We start from the raw sequence: 25,436 nt of genomic DNA, 5'->3' as shown, positions 1-25,436 counted from the left end.
TGAGATGAAAAAAATTTTAGTGACCGGTGCATTAGGACAGATTGGGTCAGAATTAACGGAGCAGCTTCGCAGTACATACGGTGAAGATAATATCATTGCTTCGGATATTCGGAGGCCTGAGAATCCGTCAGGAATATTTGAAGAAATTGATGTAACGAAAGAAAAGGAAATATACGAGATTTCTAAAAAATATAAGGTAGATACCATCATCCACTTAGCTGCACTCTTATCAGCGAAGGCAGAGGCTTTCCCGAAAGTAGCCTGGGAAATAAATATGGGCGGGCTGGTAAATGCTTTGGAAGCAGCTAAGCAATTGGATTTAAAATTCTTTACGCCCAGCTCTATAGGTGCATTTGGGCCAAGTACACCGAAGGATAATACACCGCAGGATACTTTGCAGCGTCCGACAACAATGTATGGAGTGAATAAGGTAGCAGGAGAGCTTTTATGTGATTATTATTTTTCCAGATTTGGAGTAGATACAAGAGGTGTCCGTTTTCCTGGTTTAATTTCGTACGTAACAGCTCCCGGCGGTGGTACAACAGATTACGCAGTAGAAGTATATTACGAAGCAATTCGAAAAGGAACGTATACGTCCTATATTGCTCAAGGTACACATATGGATATGATGTATATGCCAGATGCTTTAAATGCAATTATTCAGCTGATGGAAGCAGACCCTGATCGATTAAAGCATCGTAACGCGTTCAACATAACTGCGATGTCTGCTGCGCCGGAGCATTTTGCAGCGTCAATCTGCAAGCAGATTCCGGATTTTGAAATGGATTATCAGGTAGACCCAGTCAGACAGGGAATTGCAGAGAGCTGGCCAGATTCTATTAATGCAGATGCAGCTAAAGAAGAATGGGGGTTTGAAGCGGCATATGATATTGATAGTATGACAATAGATATGCTGAAGAAGATTCGGGAAAAATTAAAGAAAAATAGTGCCTGACAGGATAAAATTGTTTGAGCTGTTTAGGTAAAAATGCACTTATATATAAATATTTTAAAACACTTCTCATTATTTGAGAGGTGTTTTTTAATGCGCAAAAAGCAGACATTATATAATGTTCTTCTAATTTTATCAAATAGATAAGAATGGAAGAATATAATCGTTTGAGCATATTTATACATGTTGTAAAAAAGAATAAACAGTAATAAATCTTTATAACAGCATATTGTTAGCGTTTTATTTTGAATTCTAATATAAAGTTTCCAAAAAAATATACTTGAAAATGTATATTTAATCATTTATAATCTAACCTAACAATCATTAGGTGGTGAATTTTTTGACTAAAGAAAAGATTTTAAAAGCTGCTATCAATCAATATTCGCTCCACAATTATCATGGTGCGACCATGAAGAAGATTGCAGATGAAGTAAATATCAAACCGGCTTCTATTTATTTTTTTTATAAGAATAAAGAAGAGCTTTTCTTAGCTGCATTTAAATGGATACTGGAATCTCATTTCACCTATATTCAGAATATTATGGGAGAGGTTATAGAACAGCCGATTCTGAAGATTTATCAAACAATTATTCGAAAAACGGTCGCATATCATAGTGAGAGACAGAATGAGACAAATGCTTATATTTCATTAGTTAACTCACCGCCTGCAGAAATTAAGCCATTCCTGCATCATCATATGCAGCATTTTGACAGCTGGATGGAGCAGACATTGACAGAACAAATGCAAAAAAAATATCCGGACATATCTGAGGAAAAAATAATAAAGATAACCAAACAATTTCTCATTATAATGGACGGGATATTCTGGGAGATAAATCTTTATGAAAAAGAAGAACTGGAAAGACAAATTGAATATGCAATAAATATCATCGAATGTTTATTGAGAGAGGAAGTTAAATAAATGAACAACGATTTCGCGAGAGAGCCTGTACCACAAGAAGAGAGAAAACATTGGTTTACGATTTCGTTAGTGTGGATCGCGGTAGGGATTGATTTATCAGCCGTTATTTTCGGTGTTGAATTAGGAAGCGGCATGGCATTTGGGGATGCACTGATTTCAGTTTTAATCGGCTCCGGGATACTTGGAGTTCTGGCGGCATTTTGTGCTTATGTAGGGACAGCAACCGGATTTTCTACCTCCATGATTTCAAGGTTTACCTTTGGAGTATCCGGAGCTAAGTTTGTATCCTTTTTTATGGCAGTTGCATTGTTAGGCTGGTTTGGTGTACAGACAGGATTTTTCGCTGAGAATGCCTCAGCGATATTTCAACATTCATTTCATATAAATGTGCCATTACCGTTATTAGCTGCACTTGGAGGTATCTTAATGACCTCAACTGCTATTTATGGATATAAAGCAATTGAAAAGCTAAGTGCATGGGCCGTACCATTATTGTTAATTCTTATTTTCTTAACGATTGGATTAGCAATTAACCAATATGGCACGGAGGCATTAAGTGCACCGGTTGATAATGTTTTTACAATGGGTATGGCGATTTCCTTAGCAATTAGTGTATTTATTACCGGAGCGGTTATTTCTCCTGATATCTCACGATGGGCAAAGACGAAGAAGGACGCTGTCTTAGCTTCTTTTATCGGTTTCTTTGTTGGAAACAGTTTTATGATTATTGTTGCGATGGTCCTTTCACGAATTATGAATGAAGGCAGTTTAACAACGATTATGATAATGGTGGGGTTAGGGGCTCCGGGAATTCTTGTATTAATTTTAGCGCAATGGACAACCAATACGAGCAATGCTTATTCATCAGGTTTAAGCTTTGCTGTTATTTTCACTAAGGTAAATAAAGGGTTATTAACCTTAATCGCAGGAATTTTAGGAACATTATTAGCTGTACTTGGCATTTATGATAATTTTATTAACTTCTTAACGATTATGTCGATGTTTATCACGCCAATTGCCGGTGTTTACACAGCATCCTATTATTTTGGAAAGCAGAAATATTTTACAGTAGCAGTAGGACAGGATAGAAATTTCAAGCTGCTGCCATTGCTTGCCTGGTTTTTGGGAGCAGTTGTGAACTGGATGACTTCTCCTGGGCCATCAGGACTGGAACTGTTCAATTTTACAACAATACCGGCATTGGACAGCTTTATTGTGGCCTTTATTGCACAACTTATATTTATTGTAATTATGAAAGCTAACGAACAGAAAGGAAGATAAATTGCATGAAATGGTTAAATGAGGAAGATATTCAGCATATTTCAATAGGGGCTGCTGTGTTAGGAACAGGCGGCGGTGGAGATCCCTATATCGGAAAAATGCTGGCTTTATCAGCTATCAAAAAATATGGACCGGTAAAAATGGTAACGGTAGAAGAATTGGAGGAAGATCATTTTGTTCTTCCTGTTTCCGGGATGGGTTCACCAAGTGTGCTGGTTGAAAAAATTCCTTCCTTCGATCAGTTGAAAGCACCATTAGAAGCGTATGAAGAAGCAGTTGGAAAGAAAGTTGATGTTGTGATGCCAATCGAAATTGGAGGAGTTAACTCGTTGATTCCAGTTGCTGTTGCAGCGATGAAAGGTATTCCTATTCTAGACGGAGACGCAATGGGAAGAGCCTTCCCGGAAGCACAGATGGTAACCTTTCATTTAGATGGCCTAAAGCCGGAGCTGGTAACATTAGGTGATGAAAAATCAAATGTCGTGTCCATCAACCCGGCAGACGGTATTTGGAGTGAAAAAATATCCAGACAAATTACCATTGTAATGGGAGGCTCTTCGATTGTTTGTGATTATGGGATCAACGGCAAACAGGCTAAAGAAAGTGTTATCCCGGATACATTGACCCTGGCACAGCAGATTGGCGCATTACTGACGAATGAACGGACAGCAAAAATCCACCCGATTGTACAGATGCTGGAAAAACTGAATGGATATAAATTATTTACAGGAAAAGCAATTCAAATTGAGCGCAAGATTCACGGTGGATTTACACGTGGAAAAGCAATATTTGAAGGTTCAGATGAGGATAAGGAAAGCACCTGTCAGTTATTTTTTCAAAACGAGCATTTGCTGGCAGAAGTGAACGGACAACCTGTTGCCATTACACCGGATTTAATTGCAGTTCTGGATGAAGAGACAGGAATGCCAATTACCACAGAGGGTTTAAAATACGGTGCCCGTGCTGTTATCGTTGCTTTCCCAGCCCATGAAAAATGGCGAACAGATATTGGTATTGAAACAGCAGGGCCTAAATATTTCAAGTATGAATGTGATTATATCCCGCTTGAAACGTTGGTAAAGGAGGTTAACCAATGATTAGATTAGGAATTGATGTTGGCGGAACAAATACAGACGGTGTAATTCTTAGTGCAGATAATGAAATCTTAGCAAGTACTAAATCGACTACTACAAAAGATATATTTTCTGGTATTAAACAAACGTTAAATAAACTGATGGAAGAGTCGAAATTAAATGCGGAAAAAATAGATATAGCGACGCTTGGGACAACCCACTGTACCAATGCTATTGTGGAAAGAAAAGGATTAAATCGTGTCGGTATAATACGGATTTGCCTGCCGTCGGGATCAGCAGTTACCCCCTTGTTGGACTGGCCGCAGGATTTAGTCGATCAACTGGACCCCAGGGTGCTTTTAATTCATGGCGGCTATGAATATAATGGGGAACCAATTGCTGCATTAGAAGAAAGTGAGCTGCAGGATGTGGTGGAGGCATTTAAAGGAGAAGTAGATTCCATTGCCATTACAAGTGTCTTCTCACCAGTTCAGGATGAACAAGAAAAATATGTAGCGGATTATATAAACAAGGCAATGCCTGAAATTCCAATTTCAATTTCAAGTGAAATTGGCTCTGTCGGTTTAATTGAACGGGAAAATGCAACGATTTTAAACGCAGCGTTAATGAGTACCATTCGCCGTGTATCAGAGGGCTTCCAGCAAGCTCTGGAACAGGAAGGTATTCAGGCAAAAATATTTCTCGGGCAAAATGACGGTACATTGATGACGAATGAATATGCACAGAGATATCCGATTTATACAATTGCCTGCGGTCCTACAAATTCTATTCGGGGCGCAGCACATTTAACCAATGAGCCTGATGCCATTGTTGTTGATATTGGCGGAACAACAACAGATATTGGTGTTTTGGCTAACAGTTTTCCACGGCAAACCTCTTTAGCAGTTGAAGTAGGAGGAGTGCGCACCAATTACCGGATGCCGGATATTTATTCGGTTGGATTTGGCGGAGGAACGAAGATTCACCGCAAAGATAATGGCTGGAAAGTTGGTCCGGATAGCGTAGGCTATCGTTTAATGGAAGAGGCCAAATCATTTGGAGGAGAGATACTGACCGCAACCGATATTGCAATTGCCAAGGGCCAGGTCTATTTTGGCCACCCAGATATTGCCTCCTTCAAAGACCTGCCCATAGATGATATTTATGAATCGATGACACATGTTGTAGAAGAAGCAATTGACCGTATGAAAACCAATAGTGAAGACGCAACTGTGGTATTAGTCGGCGGAGGAGCAGCACTTATTCCGGAAACCCTCAAAGGAGCAAGTAAAGTAATCCGGCCGGCTCATGCCGGCGTAGCGAACGCAATTGGAGCAGCTCTTGGTGATATCAGCGGTACAGTGGAACGGATTTATTTACTGGAGAATGAGAGCTATGAAGCTATTATGGAGAATGCTAAAGCGGAAGCAGTGAAAAATGCTGTTGCAGCAGGTGCAGACCCGGATCAGATTCAAATTATTCAATTGGAGGACTTCCCGTTGGCTTATTTACCGGGGCAAGCATTGCTTGTTAAAGTAAAGGTAGCTGGACCGCTTAAAATGTAAGGAAGCTTTATAAACACAATAGAACAATCAGTTAAAAATGTATAACCATAAGAAATTCATCTTACCGGATGGGTTTCTTATGGTTTTTTTACAGTAATTTTGATAAAGGATGTCAATATAAACCTTTACCAGTCCTGTATAGAATAAGATATTTAGTCCAACATAGAAAAAAGGAGGTGCGCGGTTGAAAAAGATATTATTAATCGTTGCCGTTTCAATTATTTCTTTCAGTTGTTTTGCGACTAATACTTTGGCTGAAGAAGATGATTTTACATCTAAAAAACCAATGAGTGAAGAAGAACTTTATAAGGCAATGGGATATTCAAAGGATATAAGTAAAATTATAAACAAATTTGAAGAAAAATTTGAAACAACAATCATGCTGCCTAATGAAATACCTTTTGAAGTAAAAAATAAATTTGCTAAAATTGACGAGCAAAATAATTTGGATATACGTTATAAAGGAAAAGATACAAAAGATAATTTCCAATTTAGAGTTAATCCGGAAGTGCCGGGGGATATAAAAAATAACTATAAATTAAAAGATGGCAAGGAAGTTTATGTAGAAATAATAAAATCAGGTGTTACTTCTCCTGTAATTGAACTTGTTTACAGGCAGGAGGAATTAGAATATATATTATATTTAATACGACAAAGAATCATTGATTAATATTGCTGAGTCTTTAGAATAATGCAGAATAGTATAAACTTTTTTCTTCTAAAAAAAGACTCCGGTAAATTCATTAACCGGAGTCTTTATGCTTTCTATAAAAAGCTTATATTTATGCTGTTACATACATTTCCTTCACTTGCTTTTGCAGCTTTTTATCCTGAACGTATTCATCATAAGACATTTCCTTATCGATAATACCATTCGGAGTAATTTCCATAATACGGTTAGCGATACTGTTGATAAATTCATGGTCATGTGATGTAAAGAAAATGGATCCTTTGAATTTAACAAGACCATTATTTAAGGCTTGAATAGATTCAAGGTCAAGGTGGTTCGTAGGCTCATCTAAAATAAGCACATTTGATTTGGAAAGCATCATTTTAGACAGCATACAGCGGACCTTTTCTCCACCGGACAGTACATTTGCTTTTTTCTTCGCCTCTTCTCCGGAAAATAGCATTCTTCCTAAGAAACCGCGCAGAAATGTTTCTGTTTCATCCTCAGGAGAATACTGGCGGAGCCAATCTACCAGCGTTAAATCAGATCCATCAAAGAACTCAGAATTATCTTTTGGGAAATAGGATTGGGATGTTGTAATACCCCATTTATAGGAACCTTCATCCGGCTCCAATTCACCAGAAATAATTTGCAGCAAGGTTGTGTTGGCGATGTCATCTCTTCCGACCAATGCCACTTTATCGTTCGGATTTAAAATAAAATTCACTTTATCTAATACTTTTACCCCGTTAATTGTTTTAGACAGGTCCTTCACCTGTAATAAATCATTTCCAATTTCCCGCTCTGGTGTAAAGGCAATGTATGGATATTTTCTGGAGGATGGTTTAATATCGTCCAATGTAATATTATCCAGCATTTTTTTACGGGAAGTCGCCTGCTTGGACTTCGAAGCATTCGCGCTGAAACGTGCGATAAATTCTTTCAGCTCGTTGATTTTTTCTTCTTTTTTCTTATTAGACTCTTGTGCCATACGGGAAGCAAGCTGGCTTGATTCATACCAGAAATCATAGTTCCCGACATAGAGCTGAATTTTTCCGAAATCGACATCCGCAATTTGTGTACACACTTTATTTAAAAAGTGACGGTCGTGGGATACAACGATAACCGTATTTTCAAATTGAATAAGAAATTCTTCCAGCCATTGGATTGCCTGAATATCCAATCCGTTTGTCGGCTCATCAAGAAGAAGAATATCCGGATTACCGAATAAGGCTTGCGCAAGTAGTACTTTTACCTTTTGTTCCTCAGGAATTTCAGACATTTTTAAATCATGAACAGATTCTTCTACACCAAGACCTTTAAGAAGCACGGCAGCGTCAGATTCTGCTTCCCATCCGTTCATTTCTGCAAATTCACCTTCCAGTTCAGCAGCACGGATACCGTCTTCTTCGCCGAAGTCTGCTTTCATATAAATAGCATCTTTTTCCTGTTTAACTTTGTATAAACGCTCATGGCCCATTAATACCGTTTCCAGTACAGGATGCTCTTCAAAAGCATAGTGATCCTGTTTTAAAACAGTCAGGCGCTGTCCTGGGGTCAGAGACACATTACCGGATTGCGGCTCAATTTCCCCAGAAAGAATTTTCAGGAAAGTAGATTTCCCTGCTCCATTTGCTCCAATAACGCCGTAGCAATTTCCTGGCGTAAACTTTAAATTTACGTCTTCAAAAAGCTTCTTGTCACCATATCGTAAACTAACATTAGTTACTGTTAACATTTTATTAATTGCCTCCATTAAATCATTATCAAAATAAGCTTACGTTATTTGCGGAAACAATGCAAGATAAGACCGCTATATCTATGAAAGTATCTTACTTTCCAGCTGTATAAAAATATAGACCTGAAGGCTTAGTTGAAAATATGACGCTGGGTTATTACGGATGGATAAGATAACCGGTAAAATAAAGACAACTTAAAAATAAAGTGGAAGAAAACCAGTCCTTATTATTTTATTTATATTCTTCATCATAGTGGAGAAGAGGAGGAGTACAAATGGGTGCAAAAAATTTGCAGCACACTGGTGCTATTTCAGATAATTTTCATATAATGATAAATAAGAACGAGCTAAAGAAGCGTTATGCTTCGGCAGTTTATTACGTCAGAAAAAGCGAACAGGAAAAAGAAGGAATAAGAAAGTTAATGGATATGCAATGTAAGCTGGAGAAAGCATACCAGCAAGAGTATATAAATGCACAGGAGAGTGCAGAGATTCAATTAGCGCAAATGAAGATAGCTGAACAGGATTCAGAAAAAGAGGTATATGATTTTGCACAAAGAGCGTACAAGACATATAAAAAGCGCGTGCAGAAAATGCAATTTTCATCAGAAGAAGCATCCAATCAGCTGAAATCATTGAAAAAGATATATCATGAAATGGACAGCCAGCTCAAAATAATGAAAAGAAATCTGATGAAACAGATGAATCATGAAAATATTGACATATTAGATAATCCATTGAAACTTTTTGTCATTTAATACGTAAATAAATGTATAACAGAATTAGATGAATCACCATTATTCATATCCTTTTCTTAATAGAAATAAATCTATTAAGAGGAAATATGCACCATATAAGGAATACACTTATATATTTTTGCACCAGCTATTGTATATTAAAATACTTTTGTATATATTAATAAAAAGGGGTATGTCCGAAGAGGGGGAACAAGTAGATGAAAAGCAAGACGGTTTATTTGCTGTTTACCGATACAGGAAGCTATCTATCACGATTGATTCATCTGTATACCCAGGAGCCTTTAAACCATGTTTCTATTGCTTTAGATAGAGAATTAACAGAAGTTTATAGCTTTGGAAGAAAACAGCCTGATAATCCATTTATCGGTGGCTTTGTGAAAGAGGATATTTTTTCACCATACTTAAATCGCTCTATTTGTGAAATTTATGAGCTTAAAGTGACCGAAAAAGAATATGAATATATTAAATCCTTTATTCAAAATATAGAGATTGACAAAGATAAATATCGTTATAATTTTATTGGGTTATTTGGAGTCATGATGAAAATAAAAATTACACGTCAGACAGCCTTTTTCTGTTCACAGTTTGTAGCAACCATTTTTCAGGATGTAACAAGCCTTTCTTTAACAAAAGACCCTTACTTTACAACACCGGAGGATATTCGTACTGCTCCAGACCTGAAGCTTGTTTATGAAGGGATATTGTTACATTATCAAGATAAGGATTCTTTATCGTCAACAGAGCAGCCATCATTATCTTATATTTCTAATCTATAGGTGTTGAGATAAAAAATCTTAAAAACCCGGGCATTAGTACTTCCCTTACCAGAATAAGGAAGTGCGGACTCTGCTAAAATATTATTGCAAAAACACGGAGCTTCCTAAATGGAGGCTCCGTGCTTTGTTATACTCTATCTTTCAAACAGGCTCTGCATTGCTTCTCTTGAAAAATCCTGGATGCCGAGTGTCTCATAAGGAACGACCAGCTTCATGGTAATATTATTTGCTTCTAAATCCATATGCTGTACAGCTACATCGAAATTTCCCTGCAAATTCATATCTGTTACAGCTACATAAATCTCCTGGCTGTCCGGATCTATCGTTACCCATTCAGGTGTCGGTAAAAACTTATCCATATATTCCATGATTTTTTTGTTTGGAAGCTCTAAAAGTCCAACAGAGATAGACTTCAACTGTAAAACAAGGTCTCCGTTAGCCTGTTCAATCGGTTCAAAACGGACTGAGAGAGGAACTGTAGCGGAGAAGACAGGCAATTCGCCCATCAGATGCACATCATCCTCAAGAAAAATACGGTAATGGTGATCAGTTCCCTCAAGTAATTTCTCAATGTAAGCATTGATCAAATTATTTAAGTTTTGCTTGGTCGTCTGAATATAAAACTCAGAGCTTTCCTGATCGTCTATCGCAGCGTTCTGCGGAAACTCATTTTTGGAAACCGGCCAAAAAATAAGTGCCAGCAGAAGAAGTAAGATAGCTGCATTAATAATAAGAAGAGCGAGAAAACCGGCTTTCCATTTATTATTTATTTTTATTTGTTTATTCTTTACTCTCATTGTGTTTCCATCCTAACCTAATTAAAATATTCCAGAATACGTTCAGCCATTAAATAATATCCATCATAATTAGGATGGAAGTTATCATCTGAGAATAAATTTGCACTGTCGTCTTCATCAAATAAATCATCAATTGGTACAAAGGTGCTGCCTTCGTATTGGTTGACCATCTCTCTTCCTATTGTATTCCAATCAGCGACAATCTGGTCCAATTCTGGTATGTCCTCGAAATAATTTTTAAAAGGATTAAAGATGCCTAGTAGATAAATAGAAGCATCAGCATTAATGGAACGAAGTTTATCAAATATCCCGCTGAGCCGTTCTTCGTAGAAAGACTGTTCGTCATTAAAATAGCTGATTTCCAAGTCCATAATATTTTCCTTTAATACCTGCATAATATCATTTGCACCAATGGTAATGATAATAATATCCGCTTCTTCTAAAGCGTTCGTCAGTTCGGGCTCTTCTTCCAGACGGGTCAACAGCTGATCAGAGCGATTTCCGCGTTTTCCAAAATTATCAAAATGGACATTTGTATCAAGAGCCTGAAGTGTTCTGTCTAATATTCCGACATAGCCTCCCTGGTTTGTGTCATCTCCCACACCCTGGGTCAGTGAATCGCCGAGTGCGACGATATCTACATCTTCCTCAGAAGCAAATTCAAATGTATTTTCAAAGGATTCATCTACAGCTAATTCCTCATTTTCTTGTTCATCCACATCTCCCATAACTTCCTCACTGCCGTCTTCTGTGTCTTCTTCATTTTCTGTTGATTCAGGCGTAATTTGTTCTCTCAGCGCTTCTTCTCTTTCCCGTTGTTCAGAGCTTAATTGAAAATATGGAAGCTGTAGAATCGAAAAAACAGCTATAATGATAATAAGAATGGAACTGATAAGAATAAGCCATCTTTTTTTTGTCATCTTCATAATCACACCTACGTGTTCTTTTCTTCTAGTTTATGTTGAAACAAATAAAATTACTTAAATAAAATAATTTGATAGAGTAGATGTTTTTATTTATATTCCTATTTTAATCAAGGATCATAAATAATAAACAGGTTTAAATGAAAAACGCCTTCTAATTTTATGTAGAAGACGGGATTAAATATTATTATAACATAAAAATACCCGTCTTTCTTAACGATAAAACATCAAATGCTCTATGGAAGAAAGACGGATACGGTATTATTTTTTAAAATTAATTTCCAAAACTGCGTAATTCCAGAGCAAACTGTGCCGGCTGAATATTTGAAAGGATAAATACTTCAGATGTTACTTCAGAGCTTGAGTCTGTGAATAAAATAATCCCCTGATAAGCTGCATTTTCTTCAGGGGCAGATGCCCCTTCCTGTAGCCAAATCGCATCTGCTCCGGTTAATATATCTGTGGTAACCTCATCTATATCTGCCGCAGAAATAACCTCATAACCTAATTTGTGAAGAGGAGCAATATCATCATCCGAAATACCAACAGCTATAATTCGTTTTTTACGGACACCTTCACTGCGGTCAAATGGAGATTGGAGCAAGTTCTTTACTGCTATTTCTTCTGCAGATTTCTGGTTGCCCTGTGATTTTCCGGTTGCTTTATCAATTGCCTGTTCCAGATCAGCTACAATGTCATCGAATGCTTCTAAACCAACGGATAGACGAATTAATTCTTCGGTAGTGCCGCTTTTTGCCAGGTCCTCATCCGTTAATTGCTGATGGGTCGTAGAAGCAGGATGGATAATAAGTGATTTTGCATCACCGACGTTGGCTACATGAGACCAGAGTTCTACATTATCAATTAAGGTACGGCCAGCATCACGGCCTCCTTCAATACCAAACGTAATAACGGAACCAAAACCGCCTTTTAAATACTTTTGGGCAAGCTGATGAGATGGATGTGATGCCAGCCCTGGATAGTTGACCCATTCTACAGCAGGATGTTTTTCCAGATAAGCTGCCAGTTTTTCTGCATTTTCACTATGTCTTTTGATCCGTAAATGTAAGGTTTCCAATCCTTGAATTAATAAAAAGGCATTTTGCGGGCTTAGAGCAGGTCCGATGTCACGTAATAATTGGACACGCAGCTTTGTGATAAAGGCAGCTGGTCCTAAGTCAGCATATTTTAAGCCGTTATAGCTTGCATCCGGCTCGATAAAATCTGGGAATTTCTCGTTGTTCCAGTCAAATCTGCCGCTGTCAACCACAACACCGCCAATAGTTGTACCGTGTCCGCCAATCCATTTCGTAGCAGAATGCACAACAATATCTGCACCCCATGTTAATGGCTTGGCAACATATGGTGTAGCAAAAGTATTATCAATAATTAAAGGGATGCCATGGTTATGAGCAATATCAGCAACGGTTTCTATATCAAAAACATACAGGCTCGGATTTGTAATGATTTCACCAAAGATCGCTTTTGTCTTATCTGTAATCGCAGCTTCAATCGCTTCTGGATCTGTTCCGTCTACAAATTTTACATCAATTCCATAGCGGGGGAGTGTGTTGGCAAATAAATTATACGTCCCGCCGTACAGATTGCTGTCTGCAATAATTTCATCACCGGCGCGTGTAATATTGAGGATGGCCATGGTAATAGCTGCCATTCCTGATGCTACACCTAAGGCTCCGACCCCATCTTCTAATTGAGCAATCCGCTGTTCAAACGTATCTACAGTCGGATTCATAATTCGTGTATAAATATTTCCCGGCTCTGTCAGCCCAAATAAATTTTGCGCATGCTCTGTGTCCCGGAATACGTAAGAAGTAGTTTGATAGATAGGCACTGCCCGAGAGCCAGTTGTTGGATCAGGAACCTGGCCTCCGTGTAATAAAATTGTTTCATCTTGCTGGACTGGATGATTTGACATTTTATTTCCTCCCTTTTTTAGATACCTTCTGTTAGTAAAAAGAACCCTCTTCTTAAAAGAAGAGAGCTCTTGTCGTCGACTTGGAACCCTCTCTTATCTTTCAGATTAATCTGTAGGATTTGGCACCAGTTTTTATTCAGGTTGCCGGGCTTCACAGGGCCTATTCCCTCCGCCGCTCTTGATAAGAGATTATGCTAAATATTTAGAAATTACTAGAGAGTATATAATTATAGAGATTAAATGTCAAGTGGTTTACTGTGGATTAATAACGTTTCGTTTAAAAAAGGGATTTTCCCATTGATTAAATGAAAAGAAAATAAGGAATATGTTCTATAAATATCAAGAACAAAAATAATAAAGCTGCCCCAATATAAACACATGGGGCAGCTCTATATAGCTGATATACAAACAATAAGGACCTTTTTATCTCCCAATGATCTTAATAGAAATTAAAATACGCGGGTTAGTTAAGCCCATTTTGCTCAATTAAATCTTTATACCAATAAAAGGATTTTTTCTTCGTCCGGTTTAAAGTACCTTTTCCTTCATTATCTCTATCAACATGAATAAGACCGTATCTTTTGGACATCTGTCCTGTACCGGCGCTTACAAGATCAATACATCCCCAGGCAGTATAGCCAAAGCAGTTTACGCCGTCTATTGTAATGGCGTCCTGCATCGCTTTTATATGAGCTCCCAAATAACTGATTCGATAATCGTCTATGATTTCACCGCTATCTTCTATCTCATCAACAGCACCAAGTCCATTCTCGACAATAATTAAAGGTTTTTCATAGCGGTCGTAAAGAACATTCAGGCCAAATCTTAAACCTAAAGCATCAATCTGCCAGCCCCATTCAGATTCCTCCAAATAAGGATTTCGTTCTCCAAGAATACCATTTCCTTCACTTAGATCTTTTTCTTTGTTATTACTCATAGTTGTAGATGTATAGTAACTAAACCCTAAATAATCACAAGGATAATCAGCAAGCAGCTCTAAATCTCCCTCAGCAAAATGCACATCAATAGCCTGGGAAGCAAAATAGGCAAGCATTCTTTCCGGGTAATAACCTTTTAGTTGTACATCTGCAAAGAAAAGCTTTTGAAGCTCCTTTTGTTTTGCCACAAAAACGTCTGCCGGCTTAGCAGTCAACGGATAGATAGGAGCATAACCAAGCATAGCACCAATTTGATTGTCAGGGTCCACTTCATGTCCATGCTTCACAGCCAGGGCACTGGCTATAAACTGATGATGGATCGCCTGATATTTTTCTTCATCTGTGGCATCGATACGAATACCGAGCGCCATCTGCGGCAGAAACATCGCCATATTGATTTCATTAAAGGTCAGCCAATATTTCACTTTGCCTTTATAACGCTCAAACAAAACTTTTGCATAATTAGCGTAGAAATCAATGAGCTTACGATTTGCCCAACCACCATATTCATCAATGAGGTATTGAGGCATTTCAAAATGAGAAATAGTAAGAATCGGTTCAATTTGATGCTTAATCAATTCGTCAATGACGTTGTCGTAAAATGCCAGCCCTTTTTCATTTGGCTGTGTTTCATCTCCGTTCGGAAAAATTCTTGTCCAAGCAATCGACATACGATACGTTTTAAAGCCGGCCTCTGCAAACAAAGCAATATCCTCTTTGTATCTATGGTAGAAATCGATTGCTTGATGAGACGGAAAATAGGAATCCTCCGGGGCATTCTTAGCATATCTTTTTTTGATATCTCTTGATGCAATCAGTCCGTCTACATAAGAAGGTCCTTTTCCATCTTCATTCCAAGCACCTTCAACTTGATTCGCGGCAGTAGCACCGCCCCATAAAAATCCTTCAGGCATATTTGTTTTAGACATGATTTATCTCTCCTTACTCAATTTCAAAAATAGTATTAGCTGGTGTGACCTCTTGATTGATATACTGTTTCTTGATGTTTTGGAAGTCTTGTGTGTTTGTAATAATCGTAATAATCGTCGGATCATAAAGCTCGGCAATTTTCTTCACTTCCATCGTTGCCAGCACTGTTCCTTTGCTTACTTGTTCTGTTGCTTTTACAGCAGTTTCAAAGTATTTTCCTTTCAGCTCTACTGTATCTATTCCCATGTGGATCAATAATTCAATACCTTCTTTTGTTCTCAATCCAATTGCATGCTTGCTGTCTGCCACATACATGACTTCTGCATCAACAGGGGCAACAACCTCTCCCGCAGTCGGCGTTACTGCATAAGAAGTTCCCATAATTTCCTTGGAGAATACTTTATCATTGATCTCTTCAATTGGAATAGCTTTCCCGGTAGCAGGGGAGGCAATTTCCTTTTTCTCTGTCAGTTTTACAGGAGCATTATCAATGTTCTCATCAGACTTTGAAGATTTCTGTTTGTCAGCTGTTCCCATTTCCTCTTCCAATTTTTCTTCAGGAATATCCTCGAACCCTAAAATAAGTGTAAGAATAAAGGCTAGCACAAAACTTAATGCAAAACCACTAATCGCAATAACCACGTTCCAGATATTTCCTGGTTCTACATAGGCGGTCAAAGAGATAATACCTGTTAAGAAGGCGAAACTCTTCAAGCCAAATCCTACAACGATTGCTCCACTGATTCCTCCGGCAATTAGACAGGCATAGAAAGGACGTTTCAGTTTAATATTGATCCCATACATAGCTGGCTCGGTGATACCTAATAAGGCAGACACACCGGATGAAGTAGCCAATTCTTTCATTTCTTTGTTTTTTGATCGGAAGGCAACGGCGAAAGCTGCTCCACTTTGAGCAACATTAGTAACTAATGCTACAGGATTTAACATTTTATCATGGCCGAGTAAAGCAAAGTTATTGAATACCAGCGGGAATAACGCATAATGCATACCGGTCATAATAATTAATGGCATCGTAGCCCCAAGTAAAAGCCCGGCAATAATTCCTGCATGATTAAACAGCCAGCTGATGGCAATCGCTAATACTTCACCAATATAGTTACCGAGCGGCCCTAATACAACTAAAGTGGCAACGATAACAATAATAAGAGTGAACATAGGTGTAAACATGATACTAAGCGATCTTGGTACTATTTTCTTGATCGCAGGCTCTACATAACTTAATAACCAAACACCTAATATAATCGGTATTACTGACGAACTGTAATTTAAGAATGGTACATTGACGAATCCAAATAACGTAATAGGATCTACTTCTTGTCCGGCTGATATTGCATTATAAGAGCCCAAAATGGTTGGGTAAAGCATCGAACCGGCTACGGTGATCGCTAAGAAGTTATTTGTTTTAAATATCTTGGCAGCTGAAGAGGCCAGCAAGAAAGGTAAAAAGTAAAACGCACAGTCAGCGACAATAAACAGAACCTTATAAATATCTGCTTCTTCAGCCAGCCAGCCTAACCCTGTACATAAAGTAAGCAAACCTTTCAATAGACCTGCTCCAGCGATAACTGGCAGGATAGGCGTAAAGATTCCTGAAATGGTTTCCATTATTGTTGATATAACACCTGAGCCTGATTTATTGGCTCGGTCTGATTGGCCGTTATTATTTCCGAGTGGTCCTGTAATTTCTGTAACTTCAGCATAAACTTTAGCTACTTTATTACCAATAATGATTTGTAATTGTTCCCCTGAGAATTGCGCTGTTACAACGCCCTTAATGTTACTGATTTTTTCAACGTTGACCTGGTCCTTTTTATGAACGAACATTCTAAGCCTGGTGGCACAATGCCAGACATCTGTAATGTTGTCCTTTCCTCCAACCAAATCAATAATCTGATTTGCTATATCTTTTTCCATTATTAATCTCCTTTATCCATGAGTCGAATGATATGGAATGTAAGATAAACCAATTCATCATCGGTTAAGGTCCATTCCATTTCTTCATACAGGTAGTTGGCAATCTTTTTACAGGTATTAAATGCCCGTGGATACTTTTCAGAAACAAGCTTGATAATATCCTTGTTTAATGGGTATTCCGTTCTTTCTTCTGTACTGTAACGCAAAAAGAAATAACGAAGATGCGTGATAAAACGACTATAGGTTGAACTGGTGTTATCCATTTTTTCATGAAAATCATATTGAATAATTTCCACAATCCGGCTCATCAGTTTTGTCATCTCCATTGTTTGTGAAACAACTTCCCAATTGTTTCTCACAGTAATAAAATGGAATGTTAAAAAAGAAGTTTCTGAGTCCGGTAAATGAAAGTCATAGTTACATTTAAGAAATTCAATGACTTTTTTTGAAAATAGATATTCCTTAGGGAAAAGCTTGCTGACTTCCCATTGATCCGTAGAGAGAGTATTTTCTTCTTTTGCTCTTAGCATGGCATGATGTAAGTGATCTGCCAGTGTAAGATAGTTGATAGAAGAAAAATTAATATCCAGCTCTTTCTTGGCTAATTGGGCAATATCCATCGTCATTTGGTGTTCTTCAAAGGTAATGCTGTGCAAAATTTCTTCGAGAGATATCTGATTATCTATTTCTGTTGAGACAAATTTCTTGCGGATATGGTCTTCTTTAACGATGTCACCATAATGCTTTTGAAACCCTATCCCATTTCCAATTACTATCCATTCGATCTGAGAACTGTCCTTCACCAACACGACATTATTGTTGAAAGCCTTTAAGAATTTCATAGTAATAATTATTCACCTCCTGTATGTATACACAAAAAAACCCATGCAAAAATGACAGCCGACGCGGCCTCGTTTTTACATGGGTAATGCCTACTTAAAGTAACAAATCCCGATTATATTTCACAAAAGATATATTTTCTCGAATAGGTACATTAAACCATTAATATTTGAGGAAGTCAACAAGTAAATGCTGCCTGCAGTATTTCTTTTTAAGAGGGAGCAGACACATAATATTCGCATTTACCGCAGTGTAATTTGCCTCACTTCAAACTCCTGCTGCTTCATGAAGCTTATTCATTTTCTGCTTTTTTTCTTGCCCGTGGCGCATCCCGGTAAATACTTGCCATATAGATAATAAGAGCTATCCATATAAGCGCAAACGTAATCATATGATGCACAGTAAATGTCTCGTTGTATAAGAAGACACCCAGGAAGAACATAATCGTCGGTGCAACATATTGTAAAAATCCGACCATTGCTAATGGAATCCGTTTGGCTCCCGCCGCAAATAGCAGTAAAGGAACTGCCGTAATAATACCGCCGCCAACTAATAACAGGTTATCCGATGCAAATAAAGGAGAAAAAGTAAATGATCCTTCCGATGGAATAAATATTAAATATAACAGGGCAATCGGAGCGACCACGAGCGTTTCAATCGTAAGTCCATACATAGCATGGAGGTTTATTGTTTTTTTTATGAGTCCGTAAAAACCAAAAGTCATTGCTAATAACAGAGAAATCCAGGGAAACACACCATAGCTCAAAGTTAAATAGAGTACACCAATACCGGCGAGAATAAAGGACAAAACCTGTCCTTTGGTTGTCTTTTCCTTCAATACAAAGACCGCCAATAAAATACTGATCAAAGGATTGATATAATACCCTAAACTGGCCTGCAGTACATGGCCATGCTGTACAGAAAAAATAAACAGAAACCAGTTAATAGATATAACAATAGAAGCTGTAATAATAGCAAGTGTTTTCTTTCTGTCCTTTTTCAACATCTGTACCGTTTCTAAGAAATGCCGCCAGTTGCCTGTAACAAGTACTAAGAAAATCATAAAGACCAGGCTCCACACGATCCGGTGAGCAAGTACCTCACCAGCAGGGACATTATCGAGAAACTTCCAATATATTGGGAATATCCCCCATAATAAATAAGCAACAAAGGTAATAATCGCCCCTTGTTGTAAAGGTTTATTTTCCATTTTTTATTCCTACCTTCTGAAAAAATCAAACTAAATCTAATAGTAAAACTTTATTGGGGAGGAATCAATGGCTTTTTAAAATTAAATTATTACTTATTTTCATAACAAGAAGACTTCTGTTTCATAAAGTGGGGTAAATTTCTGAACCGGAAACATTTCCAACAGCATAGGAATACTTTATTATAAATATATAGACTCATCAGAATTTATCATCAATAAAGGATGGGAGAGAAAACAAATGAGTAAAAAATTTAAACATATGGAAACAGAAATGATTCATGAGGGGTATGATTCAAAAGAAATGCTCGGCAGCTTAACACCGCCAATTTTTCAAACCTCTACATTTACTTTTGATACTGCTGAACAGGGAGCAGCACGGTTTGCTGGAGAAGAAGAGGGACATGTCTATTCCCGGATTAGTAATCCGACTGTGCAGGTGCTGGAACAAAAGCTGGCAGCACTTGAAAAGGCAGAGAAAGGTCTGGCATTCGCTTCAGGGATGGCCGCGATTTCGGCAGTTTTAATTGCTCTTACCAAAGCAAATGATCATATAATCTGCTCTTCCGGTTTATATGGCTGTACCTTTGGGTTATTATCTATGATGGATGAAAAGTATAATATCCAGACAGATTATGTAGATATGTCCGATGTGAAAAATATAGAAGCTAAAATAAGGCCGGAAACAAAGGTTTTCTATATTGAAACACCGATTAATCCGACAATGGAAGTGATTGATCTGGAGCTGGTCATTCATATTGCCAGGAAACATAATGTTCTCGTCGTGGTGGATAATACATTCTCCACACCGTATTTACAGCGTCCGATAGAGCTGGGGGCAGATGTTGTTGTGCATAGTGCGACGAAATATTTAGGCGGACATGGTGATGTCATTGCAGGATTAGCAGCTGGGAAAAAAGAATTAATGGAGCAAATCGCAGCAACCACACAGAAGGATATTGGCGGTGTCCTGTCACCATTCGATGCCTGGCTGGTTATCCGCGGGTTAAAGACATTACCGCTTCGAATGGATAGGCATTCTGATAATGCCTTACAAATTGCAGAAAAGCTGAAACAGCACCCAAAGGTGAAGCGGGTTTTTTATCCGGGGGATCCGGATGCTGCAGGATATTCTGTTATGAAGAAACAAATGAAATCCGGCGGAGGGACACTTTCTTTTGAGATAGATGGAGGAAAGGAAGAAGCGCAGGGCTTTCTTAATAATCTGCAATTTATCAGCATTGCAGTAAGTCTCGGTGATACAGAAACATTGATTCAGCATCCAGCCACCATGACACATGCAGTAATTCCAGAGGAGCGCCGCCAGGAAATGGGAATCACAGACGCTTTGATACGATTATCTGTTGGAATAGAAGCCTGGCAGGATATTTGGGAGGATCTGGAACAGGCTTTGAATTGCTAAAATAATTTATTTGTTTTGGGGAATAGTGAAAAATAGAGGAATTGCCCGAAGCTCTCCCGTCTCAGAATAAAGAAGAAAATGATTCTATTCAGGCGGGAGACCACGGACGATGATATCCCAATCTCGGGCTGTCAGTATTTTGGACGGGAAGTGGAATAGCAATGCTTTTTGACGGAGCGGGTAACCGCAAATGTTTACGATGAAACGAGTAATCCCAGTCCAGGGAAGCGTAAGAAATGCAGGGACTTTCACTGAAGGAAGTTCCATTTTGTGCTATTATAAAAACAGAACTCCCTTTTTGTTGGAGAAGAAGTGATAGGAGCAGGATATATGGGCGTTTACTCAATAGTTATTGGATTAATTTTTATTATAAATATTGCATTAGCTATTTCCATTATTTTTTTGGAGCGAAAAGATCCGACCTCTTCCTGGGCATGGGTAATGGTGCTATTGTTTATTCCTGTTTTAGGGTTTATTCTTTATTTAATTTTCGGACGGCCTATCAGCAATCGCCGTATATTCAAATGGGATCAGCGGAGCCGGATGGATGTGAAGAAGGCTGTACAGAAACAAATTAATGCCATTGAGGATGACACTTTCCAATTAAATCATGCGGACTTAAAAAATCATCAGGATCTAGTCTATCTTCATCTTCGTAATGCTAACGCTGTTTATACAGAAAACAATGGAGTAGATATATTTACAGACGGCCATGAAAAATTTGAGGCCCTCTTAGAAGATATCAGCCGGGCTGAGCACCATGTTCATGTGCAATATTATATTATGCGGAGTGACGGGCTTGGAAACAGACTTGCTAATGCCTTGATTAGAAAAGCAAAAGAAGGCGTATGTGTCAGACTCTTATATGACGATATGGGCTCCAGATCACTCAGGAAAAGCTACATAAAGAAATTGAAGGAAGCGGGCGTTCTTGTTGAAGCATTCTTCCCATCCAAATTTATAATTAATTTTAAAATTAATTATCGGAATCACCGAAAATTAACTATTATTGATGGGGAGATCGGATATATTGGCGGCTTTAATGTCGGGGATGAATATTTAGGCTTGAAAAAGAAATTTGGATATTGGCGTGATACGCATCTGCGGGTTATTGGAGATGCTGTTCAAAGCATGCAGACCCGTTTTGTATTAGACTGGAACCAGGCCTCCAAGCAAAGGATTTCCTATGAAGAAGAACATTTTCAAACCATTTCTGGAGGCAATACAGGCATGCAGATTGTTTCAAGCGGCCCGGATTCGGAGTATGAGCAAATTAAAAATGGATATATTAAAATGATTATGGAAGCAGAAGAATATATCTATATCCAGACGCCGTATTTTATCCCGGATGAAAGCCTGCGTGATGCTATTCGTATTGCTGTGCTGTCTGGAGTGGATGTGAAGATTATGATTCCGAATAAGCCCGATCATCCCTTTGTCTACTGGGCGACCATGTACTATTGTGGAGATTTGCTTGGTGCCGGCGCAGAGATTTTTATTTATCAGAATGGTTTTTTACATTCGAAAACAGTGATTGTCGACGGGAAAATAGCTACTGTCGGTACGGCAAATATTGATGTGAGAAGCTTCCGTCTCAACTTTGAAGTCAATGCCTTCTTATACGATATTGAAGTTGTCAAACGGTTGATTGTCGAGTTCGATAAAGATTTAAGGCATTCTACACAGATGACGAAAAAGTTATATGATAAACGTTCTATTGGAATCCGTTTTAAGGAATCCGTCTCACGTTTAATTTCACCAGTTTTATAAAAGGAATTTTTGAAAGTATAATAAAAACACTAGTAAGTAAACATAAACATAGCAGGAGGAAATAAAAGATGAATGCAAAACCTTGTTCCGCATCATTGGCTTTAAAAACAACACACGTACTTCCGCCGGATACAAATCAATATGGAACCTTATTTGGCGGAAAATTAATGGCGCATCTTGATGACATTGCTGCAATTGCAGCAGTAAAGCATGCAAATAATCCCGTTGTAACAGCATCTACGGATTCTGTGGATTTTTTAGCACCTGTAAGAGTTGGACAATATATTTCGATTGAAGCTTTTGTAACCTGGTCACATCATACGTCCATGGAGGTATTTATACGGGCAATTACAGAAGATATCCGGACAGGGGAGAGAACGGTTTGTACAACAGCTTTTATGACGTTTGTTGCCATTGATGAAAATGGGAAACCAATAGAAGTACCTTCTGTTTATCCAGAAACAGAAGATGAAAAAATGCTTCATGAAAGTGCCCCGCTTCGGGCCAATCGCCGTGCAGAGCGAAGAAAGCAGTCTAAGCAGCTGGCAGAAACGTTTGGAACAGTCTATCGGACAGAAAAATGAGAATTATAATGAAAAAAACCGGTTAAAATCTACTGTTTGATTTTAACCGGTTTTTCTTATTCTATATCCCGATATGAATACCAATCGGCAATGAGGTAGCTGTCAGTTGTACGCAGCTCCTTAATCACAAAATGCCTTCCGGAACCTTTATTTAAAATAGCCATATCAAGTGTAGCCAGGGCCTGCTTTCGGTGAAGCAGATGCTGCTTCTGCTGTAAAGCTTGTATTCTGCGATGGGGAATAATAGCAGTATCCTTGCTGACTAAGCGTGTCTGAACGGTTATCTGTTGTTCATCAATAGCATAACCGATCGAACGGAACACGGCAAAGCCCATAACCCCAAAGACCAGCATGATAATAACAGGTATCCAAATATAGGATGAAAATAAGATTCCCACGATAATAACAGCCAGTAATGGAATATTGATAGATCGCCACAAATAATAAGGCAATGCTTTTTTCGGCGGATGAATCAAATTATCCGTACTGTAATTATACTCCGGCAAAAATTCAGATAAAAAAGATGCAAATTCTTTTTTACGCAGTAACGGAAAAATAACCGTATTCACTTCCTGGCTGTTATCCGTATTCGCGCTGGCAATCTCAACATAAATTCTTGCAAAACCTAATAATTGATGAATAGGGGATTCTTTTATTCCGACAGCTTGTATTCGTTTTAGCGGAATCGTTGTTTGTTTCTTTTCTAATAAGCCCCGTGTAATAAACAATTCTTTTTCATAACGTGTAATGGTAAATTTCCAATCTTTAATCACCGTATAAAGAATGCTCAATATCCATAAAAATAAAATAACGAGGATTGCAAAAATAATCATAATTTGCATACCGAGTGACAGAGCCAGGCGCGCGGCATCATCATAAAACTGATCAGGGATTAATGCTTCCACCTGAGAGAAGGCGGCAGCGAATAGACCGATTAAAACCCCAAAGCTTGCTGAAGTGGAACCGGTAATAATAAGTGCTTTAAGCGTAATGGTTCTTTTAGGAAGACCGGATTCATCCGGTTCTGTCTGGTCTATATCAGCCTCTTCTGATGCTTCTGGAGATTCTGAGTCTGAAACACTTTTTTTATATTTTAACTCATCATGAAGCATGCGTCCGTCTTCCATACTGACAGCGGATAATGCGGCATCCGTAGAAGAATCATTCCCTGCTGTTTCAATAGCAACCTTTGTCAGACCAAAGATTCGATGAATAACATTCTGTGATAAATCGATAGACTGAATACGGTGCTTGGATATAGTCCGCTTTTTACGGACGATAATACCCCGCTCGATACGTAATTGGTCTTCCTCTAATTGATAGGTGAAACGAAACCATGATAAGACACTGGATAAAATAATTAATACAATAATAACCGCTGCACCAATTATCAGGTAAAATAAAGCGCCGTTGCTGATGGCAACAATAGCAATTGGCAAAATACCAAGAATCGATTGTTTCAAGGCCTGGATAATATCAAATAGGATTGCAGCAGGATGCAGTCGTTTCGGATTAGACATCATCTTGTTCCACCCTTGCTAATTCAGAGATTTGATCACGTAAATCGGATGCTTCCTCTTCTGATAGAGCAGGTATCTGATGGGTAGTTGCTGCAGTGGATATTTCCAAAGTTGCCAATTTATATTTCTTCAGAATAGGGCCCTGCTGTGTATCAACATGCTGAACACGAATCATAGGTACAATCGTCCGCGTTACAATAAGTACCCCATGCTGTATATATACTTCCTGATCATAAACCTGATAACGCCATCTGCGCCATCTCAGCTTAGGAATAATCAATGCTGTAATGATCCATTCCACAATAGTAAGGCCAGCAATGATGAAAATAATCCAGATTGGCAGAAAATCGAAAATAATATAAACGGCGATGGCTCCAATTGTGATTAATAAGAAGATAAGAGCATATATGTGTGCTGTAAGCTGCCATGCTTTGATAGCATCTGTGGCAATTTTTATATTAGGCTGTTCCCGCATGCATTTGCACTCCTTGTTATCAGACTGCTTCCATCATACTACAAATGGAGGAAATTTCGAAAAGATTTAAGAAATATAACTCAACTTTAACACTTGAGAATAAGCATCTATACCTTACTATTCCAGAATGGACATGGTCTATATTATCCTGCTTGTATGTTGTTAAATCATCCTGCTAATAGATTGGAGATTGTGTATAGTGCCTTCAACCAACCACTACGCTTTCCATGGGGACGGCTTCAGCTAACTTGAAAAGAAAACCGCTTTTCAAGTTAGCTGAAGAGCATGCCCCTAGGAAAGCAAAACGGTCCGCCGCATCGGTGAACTGCACCCTGTCAAGTAGACAGTAAAAAAACAAAAATCTATGCAACAGTCTGATACCGGTATTCTAACGGTGTCAGGCTATTTAAGTTCTCCTGGTAA

Annotated in this window: 21 protein-coding genes and 1 riboswitch; of the genes, 11 read left to right on the top strand and 10 right to left on the bottom strand. The window is 38.3% G+C overall.

The window, feature by feature from the left end:
- Nucleotides 1–4: 4 nt before the first annotated feature.
- From IEX29_RS07470 to IEX29_RS07445, 6 genes are all read left to right on the top strand, one after another.
- The gene (locus tag IEX29_RS07470; protein ID WP_188733848.1) at nucleotides 5–955 is read left to right on the top strand and encodes an L-threonine 3-dehydrogenase; all 951 of its coding nucleotides are present in this window, start codon (nucleotides 5–7) and stop codon (nucleotides 953–955) included.
- A 337-nt stretch (nucleotides 956–1,292) separates the two neighbouring features.
- A complete protein-coding gene (locus tag IEX29_RS07465) occupies nucleotides 1,293–1,874 on the top strand; it encodes a TetR/AcrR family transcriptional regulator (RefSeq protein WP_188733847.1) in 582 nt (193 codons plus the stop codon).
- Nucleotides 1,875–3,155 carry a cytosine permease gene (locus IEX29_RS07460; protein ID WP_188733846.1) on the top strand — a complete coding sequence of 427 codons (1,281 nt, stop codon included), beginning with the start codon at nucleotides 1,875–1,877 and terminating at the stop codon, nucleotides 3,153–3,155.
- A gap of 5 nt (nucleotides 3,156–3,160) precedes the next feature.
- On the top strand, nucleotides 3,161–4,252 hold the full coding sequence (locus IEX29_RS07455) for an S-methyl thiohydantoin desulfurase family protein (protein ID WP_188733845.1): 1,092 nt from the start codon (nucleotides 3,161–3,163) through the stop codon (nucleotides 4,250–4,252).
- Entirely contained in the window at nucleotides 4,249–5,793 is a 1,545-nt protein-coding gene (locus IEX29_RS07450; protein WP_188733844.1) for a hydantoinase/oxoprolinase family protein, read from the top strand. Before IEX29_RS07455 ends, IEX29_RS07450 begins: the two co-directional genes overlap by 4 nt.
- A 184-nt stretch (nucleotides 5,794–5,977) precedes the next feature.
- Nucleotides 5,978–6,463 carry a hypothetical protein gene (locus IEX29_RS07445; RefSeq protein WP_188733843.1) on the top strand — a complete coding sequence of 162 codons (486 nt, stop codon included), beginning with the start codon at nucleotides 5,978–5,980 and terminating at the stop codon, nucleotides 6,461–6,463.
- A gap of 112 nt (nucleotides 6,464–6,575) precedes the next feature.
- On the opposite strand, the gene IEX29_RS07440 is transcribed toward IEX29_RS07445, so the two are convergent.
- Nucleotides 6,576–8,201 carry an ABC-F family ATP-binding cassette domain-containing protein gene (locus IEX29_RS07440; RefSeq protein ID WP_188733842.1) on the bottom strand — a complete coding sequence of 542 codons (1,626 nt, stop codon included), beginning with the start codon at nucleotides 8,199–8,201 and terminating at the stop codon, nucleotides 6,576–6,578.
- Nucleotides 8,202–8,476: 275 nt separating this feature from the next.
- Between IEX29_RS07440 and IEX29_RS07435 the strand changes: the two genes are divergently transcribed.
- Together IEX29_RS07435 and IEX29_RS07430 are read left to right on the top strand one after the other, a co-directional pair.
- The gene (locus IEX29_RS07435; RefSeq protein ID WP_188733841.1) at nucleotides 8,477–8,959 is read left to right on the top strand and encodes a hypothetical protein; all 483 of its coding nucleotides are present in this window, start codon (nucleotides 8,477–8,479) and stop codon (nucleotides 8,957–8,959) included.
- 197 nt (nucleotides 8,960–9,156) lie between these two features.
- Nucleotides 9,157–9,735, top strand: coding sequence for a hypothetical protein (locus tag IEX29_RS07430; RefSeq protein WP_188733840.1), 579 nt, complete (start codon nucleotides 9,157–9,159; stop codon nucleotides 9,733–9,735).
- A 134-nt stretch (nucleotides 9,736–9,869) separates the two neighbouring features.
- On the opposite strand, the gene IEX29_RS07425 is transcribed toward IEX29_RS07430, so the two are convergent.
- The 7 genes from IEX29_RS07425 to rarD all read right to left on the bottom strand — a co-directional run bounded on the left by IEX29_RS07425 (nucleotide 9,870) and on the right by rarD (nucleotide 19,244).
- Nucleotides 9,870–10,532, bottom strand: coding sequence for a YpmS family protein (locus IEX29_RS07425; protein WP_188733839.1), 663 nt, complete (start codon nucleotides 10,530–10,532; stop codon nucleotides 9,870–9,872).
- Nucleotides 10,533–10,549: 17 nt separating this feature from the next.
- Nucleotides 10,550–11,452 (bottom strand): SGNH/GDSL hydrolase family protein, encoded by a 903-nt coding sequence (locus IEX29_RS07420; protein WP_229720129.1) that lies wholly within the window; start codon nucleotides 11,450–11,452, stop codon nucleotides 10,550–10,552.
- A gap of 277 nt (nucleotides 11,453–11,729) precedes the next feature.
- Complete coding sequence (locus tag IEX29_RS07415; protein WP_188733837.1) at nucleotides 11,730–13,391, bottom strand: O-acetylhomoserine aminocarboxypropyltransferase/cysteine synthase family protein; 1,662 nt, start codon at nucleotides 13,389–13,391, stop codon at nucleotides 11,730–11,732.
- A gap of 90 nt (nucleotides 13,392–13,481) precedes the next feature.
- A riboswitch (SAM riboswitch) is annotated at nucleotides 13,482–13,579 on the bottom strand.
- 275 nt (nucleotides 13,580–13,854) lie between these two features.
- Nucleotides 13,855–15,258 (bottom strand): glycoside hydrolase family 1 protein, encoded by a 1,404-nt coding sequence (locus tag IEX29_RS07410; protein ID WP_188733836.1) that lies wholly within the window; start codon nucleotides 15,256–15,258, stop codon nucleotides 13,855–13,857.
- A gap of 13 nt (nucleotides 15,259–15,271) precedes the next feature.
- Entirely contained in the window at nucleotides 15,272–17,194 is a 1,923-nt protein-coding gene (locus IEX29_RS07405; protein ID WP_188733835.1) for a beta-glucoside-specific PTS transporter subunit IIABC, read from the bottom strand.
- Nucleotides 17,195–17,196: 2 nt separating this feature from the next.
- The gene (locus IEX29_RS07400) at nucleotides 17,197–18,036 is read right to left on the bottom strand and encodes a PRD domain-containing protein (protein WP_188733834.1); all 840 of its coding nucleotides are present in this window, start codon (nucleotides 18,034–18,036) and stop codon (nucleotides 17,197–17,199) included.
- A gap of 290 nt (nucleotides 18,037–18,326) precedes the next feature.
- Nucleotides 18,327–19,244, bottom strand: a complete 918-nt coding sequence (gene rarD, locus IEX29_RS07395; RefSeq protein WP_188733833.1) for an EamA family transporter RarD — start codon at nucleotides 19,242–19,244, stop codon at nucleotides 18,327–18,329.
- 238 nt (nucleotides 19,245–19,482) lie between these two features.
- Here rarD and megL point away from each other — a divergent pair, with 238 nt between their 5' ends.
- The 3 genes from megL to IEX29_RS07380 all read left to right on the top strand — a co-directional run bounded on the left by megL (nucleotide 19,483) and on the right by IEX29_RS07380 (nucleotide 23,018).
- Nucleotides 19,483–20,664 carry a methionine gamma-lyase gene (gene megL, locus IEX29_RS07390; protein ID WP_188733832.1) on the top strand — a complete coding sequence of 394 codons (1,182 nt, stop codon included), beginning with the start codon at nucleotides 19,483–19,485 and terminating at the stop codon, nucleotides 20,662–20,664.
- A gap of 330 nt (nucleotides 20,665–20,994) precedes the next feature.
- Nucleotides 20,995–22,434 carry a cardiolipin synthase gene (gene cls / locus IEX29_RS07385; protein ID WP_188733831.1) on the top strand — a complete coding sequence of 480 codons (1,440 nt, stop codon included), beginning with the start codon at nucleotides 20,995–20,997 and terminating at the stop codon, nucleotides 22,432–22,434.
- A gap of 68 nt (nucleotides 22,435–22,502) precedes the next feature.
- Nucleotides 22,503–23,018: an acyl-CoA thioesterase gene (locus IEX29_RS07380; RefSeq protein WP_188733830.1), complete on the top strand. Its 516-nt coding sequence runs from the start codon at nucleotides 22,503–22,505 to the stop codon at nucleotides 23,016–23,018.
- A gap of 56 nt (nucleotides 23,019–23,074) precedes the next feature.
- On the opposite strand, the gene IEX29_RS07375 is transcribed toward IEX29_RS07380, so the two are convergent.
- Both IEX29_RS07375 and IEX29_RS07370 read right to left on the bottom strand, forming a co-directional pair.
- Complete coding sequence (locus tag IEX29_RS07375; protein ID WP_188733829.1) at nucleotides 23,075–24,541, bottom strand: PH domain-containing protein; 1,467 nt, start codon at nucleotides 24,539–24,541, stop codon at nucleotides 23,075–23,077.
- Nucleotides 24,531–25,013: a PH domain-containing protein gene (locus tag IEX29_RS07370; protein ID WP_188733828.1), complete on the bottom strand. Its 483-nt coding sequence runs from the start codon at nucleotides 25,011–25,013 to the stop codon at nucleotides 24,531–24,533. The genes IEX29_RS07375 and IEX29_RS07370 overlap by 11 nt, the downstream gene beginning before the upstream one ends.
- Nucleotides 25,014–25,436 lie beyond the last annotated feature (423 nt).

Source organism: Oceanobacillus neutriphilus (genome assembly GCF_014645515.1).
GTDB lineage: Bacteria > Bacillota > Bacilli > Bacillales > Amphibacillaceae > Oceanobacillus > Oceanobacillus neutriphilus.
This window is presented reverse-complemented; position numbering and strand designations above follow the sequence as displayed.

Coding starts and splice junctions, on each gene's coding strand:
- IEX29_RS07460 (WP_188733846.1), top strand. CDS start 1,875: ATGAACAACGATTTCGCGAGAGAGCCTGTACCACAAGAAGAGAGAAAA.
- IEX29_RS07435 (WP_188733841.1), top strand. CDS start 8,477: ATGGGTGCAAAAAATTTGCAGCACACTGGTGCTATTTCAGATAATTTT.
- IEX29_RS07470 (WP_188733848.1), top strand. CDS start 5: ATGAAAAAAATTTTAGTGACCGGTGCATTAGGACAGATTGGGTCAGAA.
- IEX29_RS07400 (WP_188733834.1), bottom strand. CDS start 18,036: ATGAAATTCTTAAAGGCTTTCAACAATAATGTCGTGTTGGTGAAGGAC.
- IEX29_RS07450 (WP_188733844.1), top strand. CDS start 4,249: ATGATTAGATTAGGAATTGATGTTGGCGGAACAAATACAGACGGTGTA.
- IEX29_RS07415 (WP_188733837.1), bottom strand. CDS start 13,391: ATGTCAAATCATCCAGTCCAGCAAGATGAAACAATTTTATTACACGGA.
- IEX29_RS07405 (WP_188733835.1), bottom strand. CDS start 17,194: ATGGAAAAAGATATAGCAAATCAGATTATTGATTTGGTTGGAGGAAAG.
- IEX29_RS07420 (WP_229720129.1), bottom strand. CDS start 11,452: ATGACAAAAAAAAGATGGCTTATTCTTATCAGTTCCATTCTTATTATC.
- IEX29_RS07410 (WP_188733836.1), bottom strand. CDS start 15,258: ATGTCTAAAACAAATATGCCTGAAGGATTTTTATGGGGCGGTGCTACT.
- IEX29_RS07370 (WP_188733828.1), bottom strand. CDS start 25,013: ATGCGGGAACAGCCTAATATAAAAATTGCCACAGATGCTATCAAAGCA.
- IEX29_RS07430 (WP_188733840.1), top strand. CDS start 9,157: ATGAAAAGCAAGACGGTTTATTTGCTGTTTACCGATACAGGAAGCTAT.
- rarD (WP_188733833.1), bottom strand. CDS start 19,244: ATGGAAAATAAACCTTTACAACAAGGGGCGATTATTACCTTTGTTGCT.
- IEX29_RS07425 (WP_188733839.1), bottom strand. CDS start 10,532: ATGAGAGTAAAGAATAAACAAATAAAAATAAATAATAAATGGAAAGCC.
- megL (WP_188733832.1), top strand. CDS start 19,483: ATGAGTAAAAAATTTAAACATATGGAAACAGAAATGATTCATGAGGGG.
- IEX29_RS07440 (WP_188733842.1), bottom strand. CDS start 8,201: ATGTTAACAGTAACTAATGTTAGTTTACGATATGGTGACAAGAAGCTT.
- cls (WP_188733831.1), top strand. CDS start 20,995: ATGGGCGTTTACTCAATAGTTATTGGATTAATTTTTATTATAAATATT.
- IEX29_RS07380 (WP_188733830.1), top strand. CDS start 22,503: ATGAATGCAAAACCTTGTTCCGCATCATTGGCTTTAAAAACAACACAC.
- IEX29_RS07375 (WP_188733829.1), bottom strand. CDS start 24,541: ATGATGTCTAATCCGAAACGACTGCATCCTGCTGCAATCCTATTTGAT.
- IEX29_RS07455 (WP_188733845.1), top strand. CDS start 3,161: ATGAAATGGTTAAATGAGGAAGATATTCAGCATATTTCAATAGGGGCT.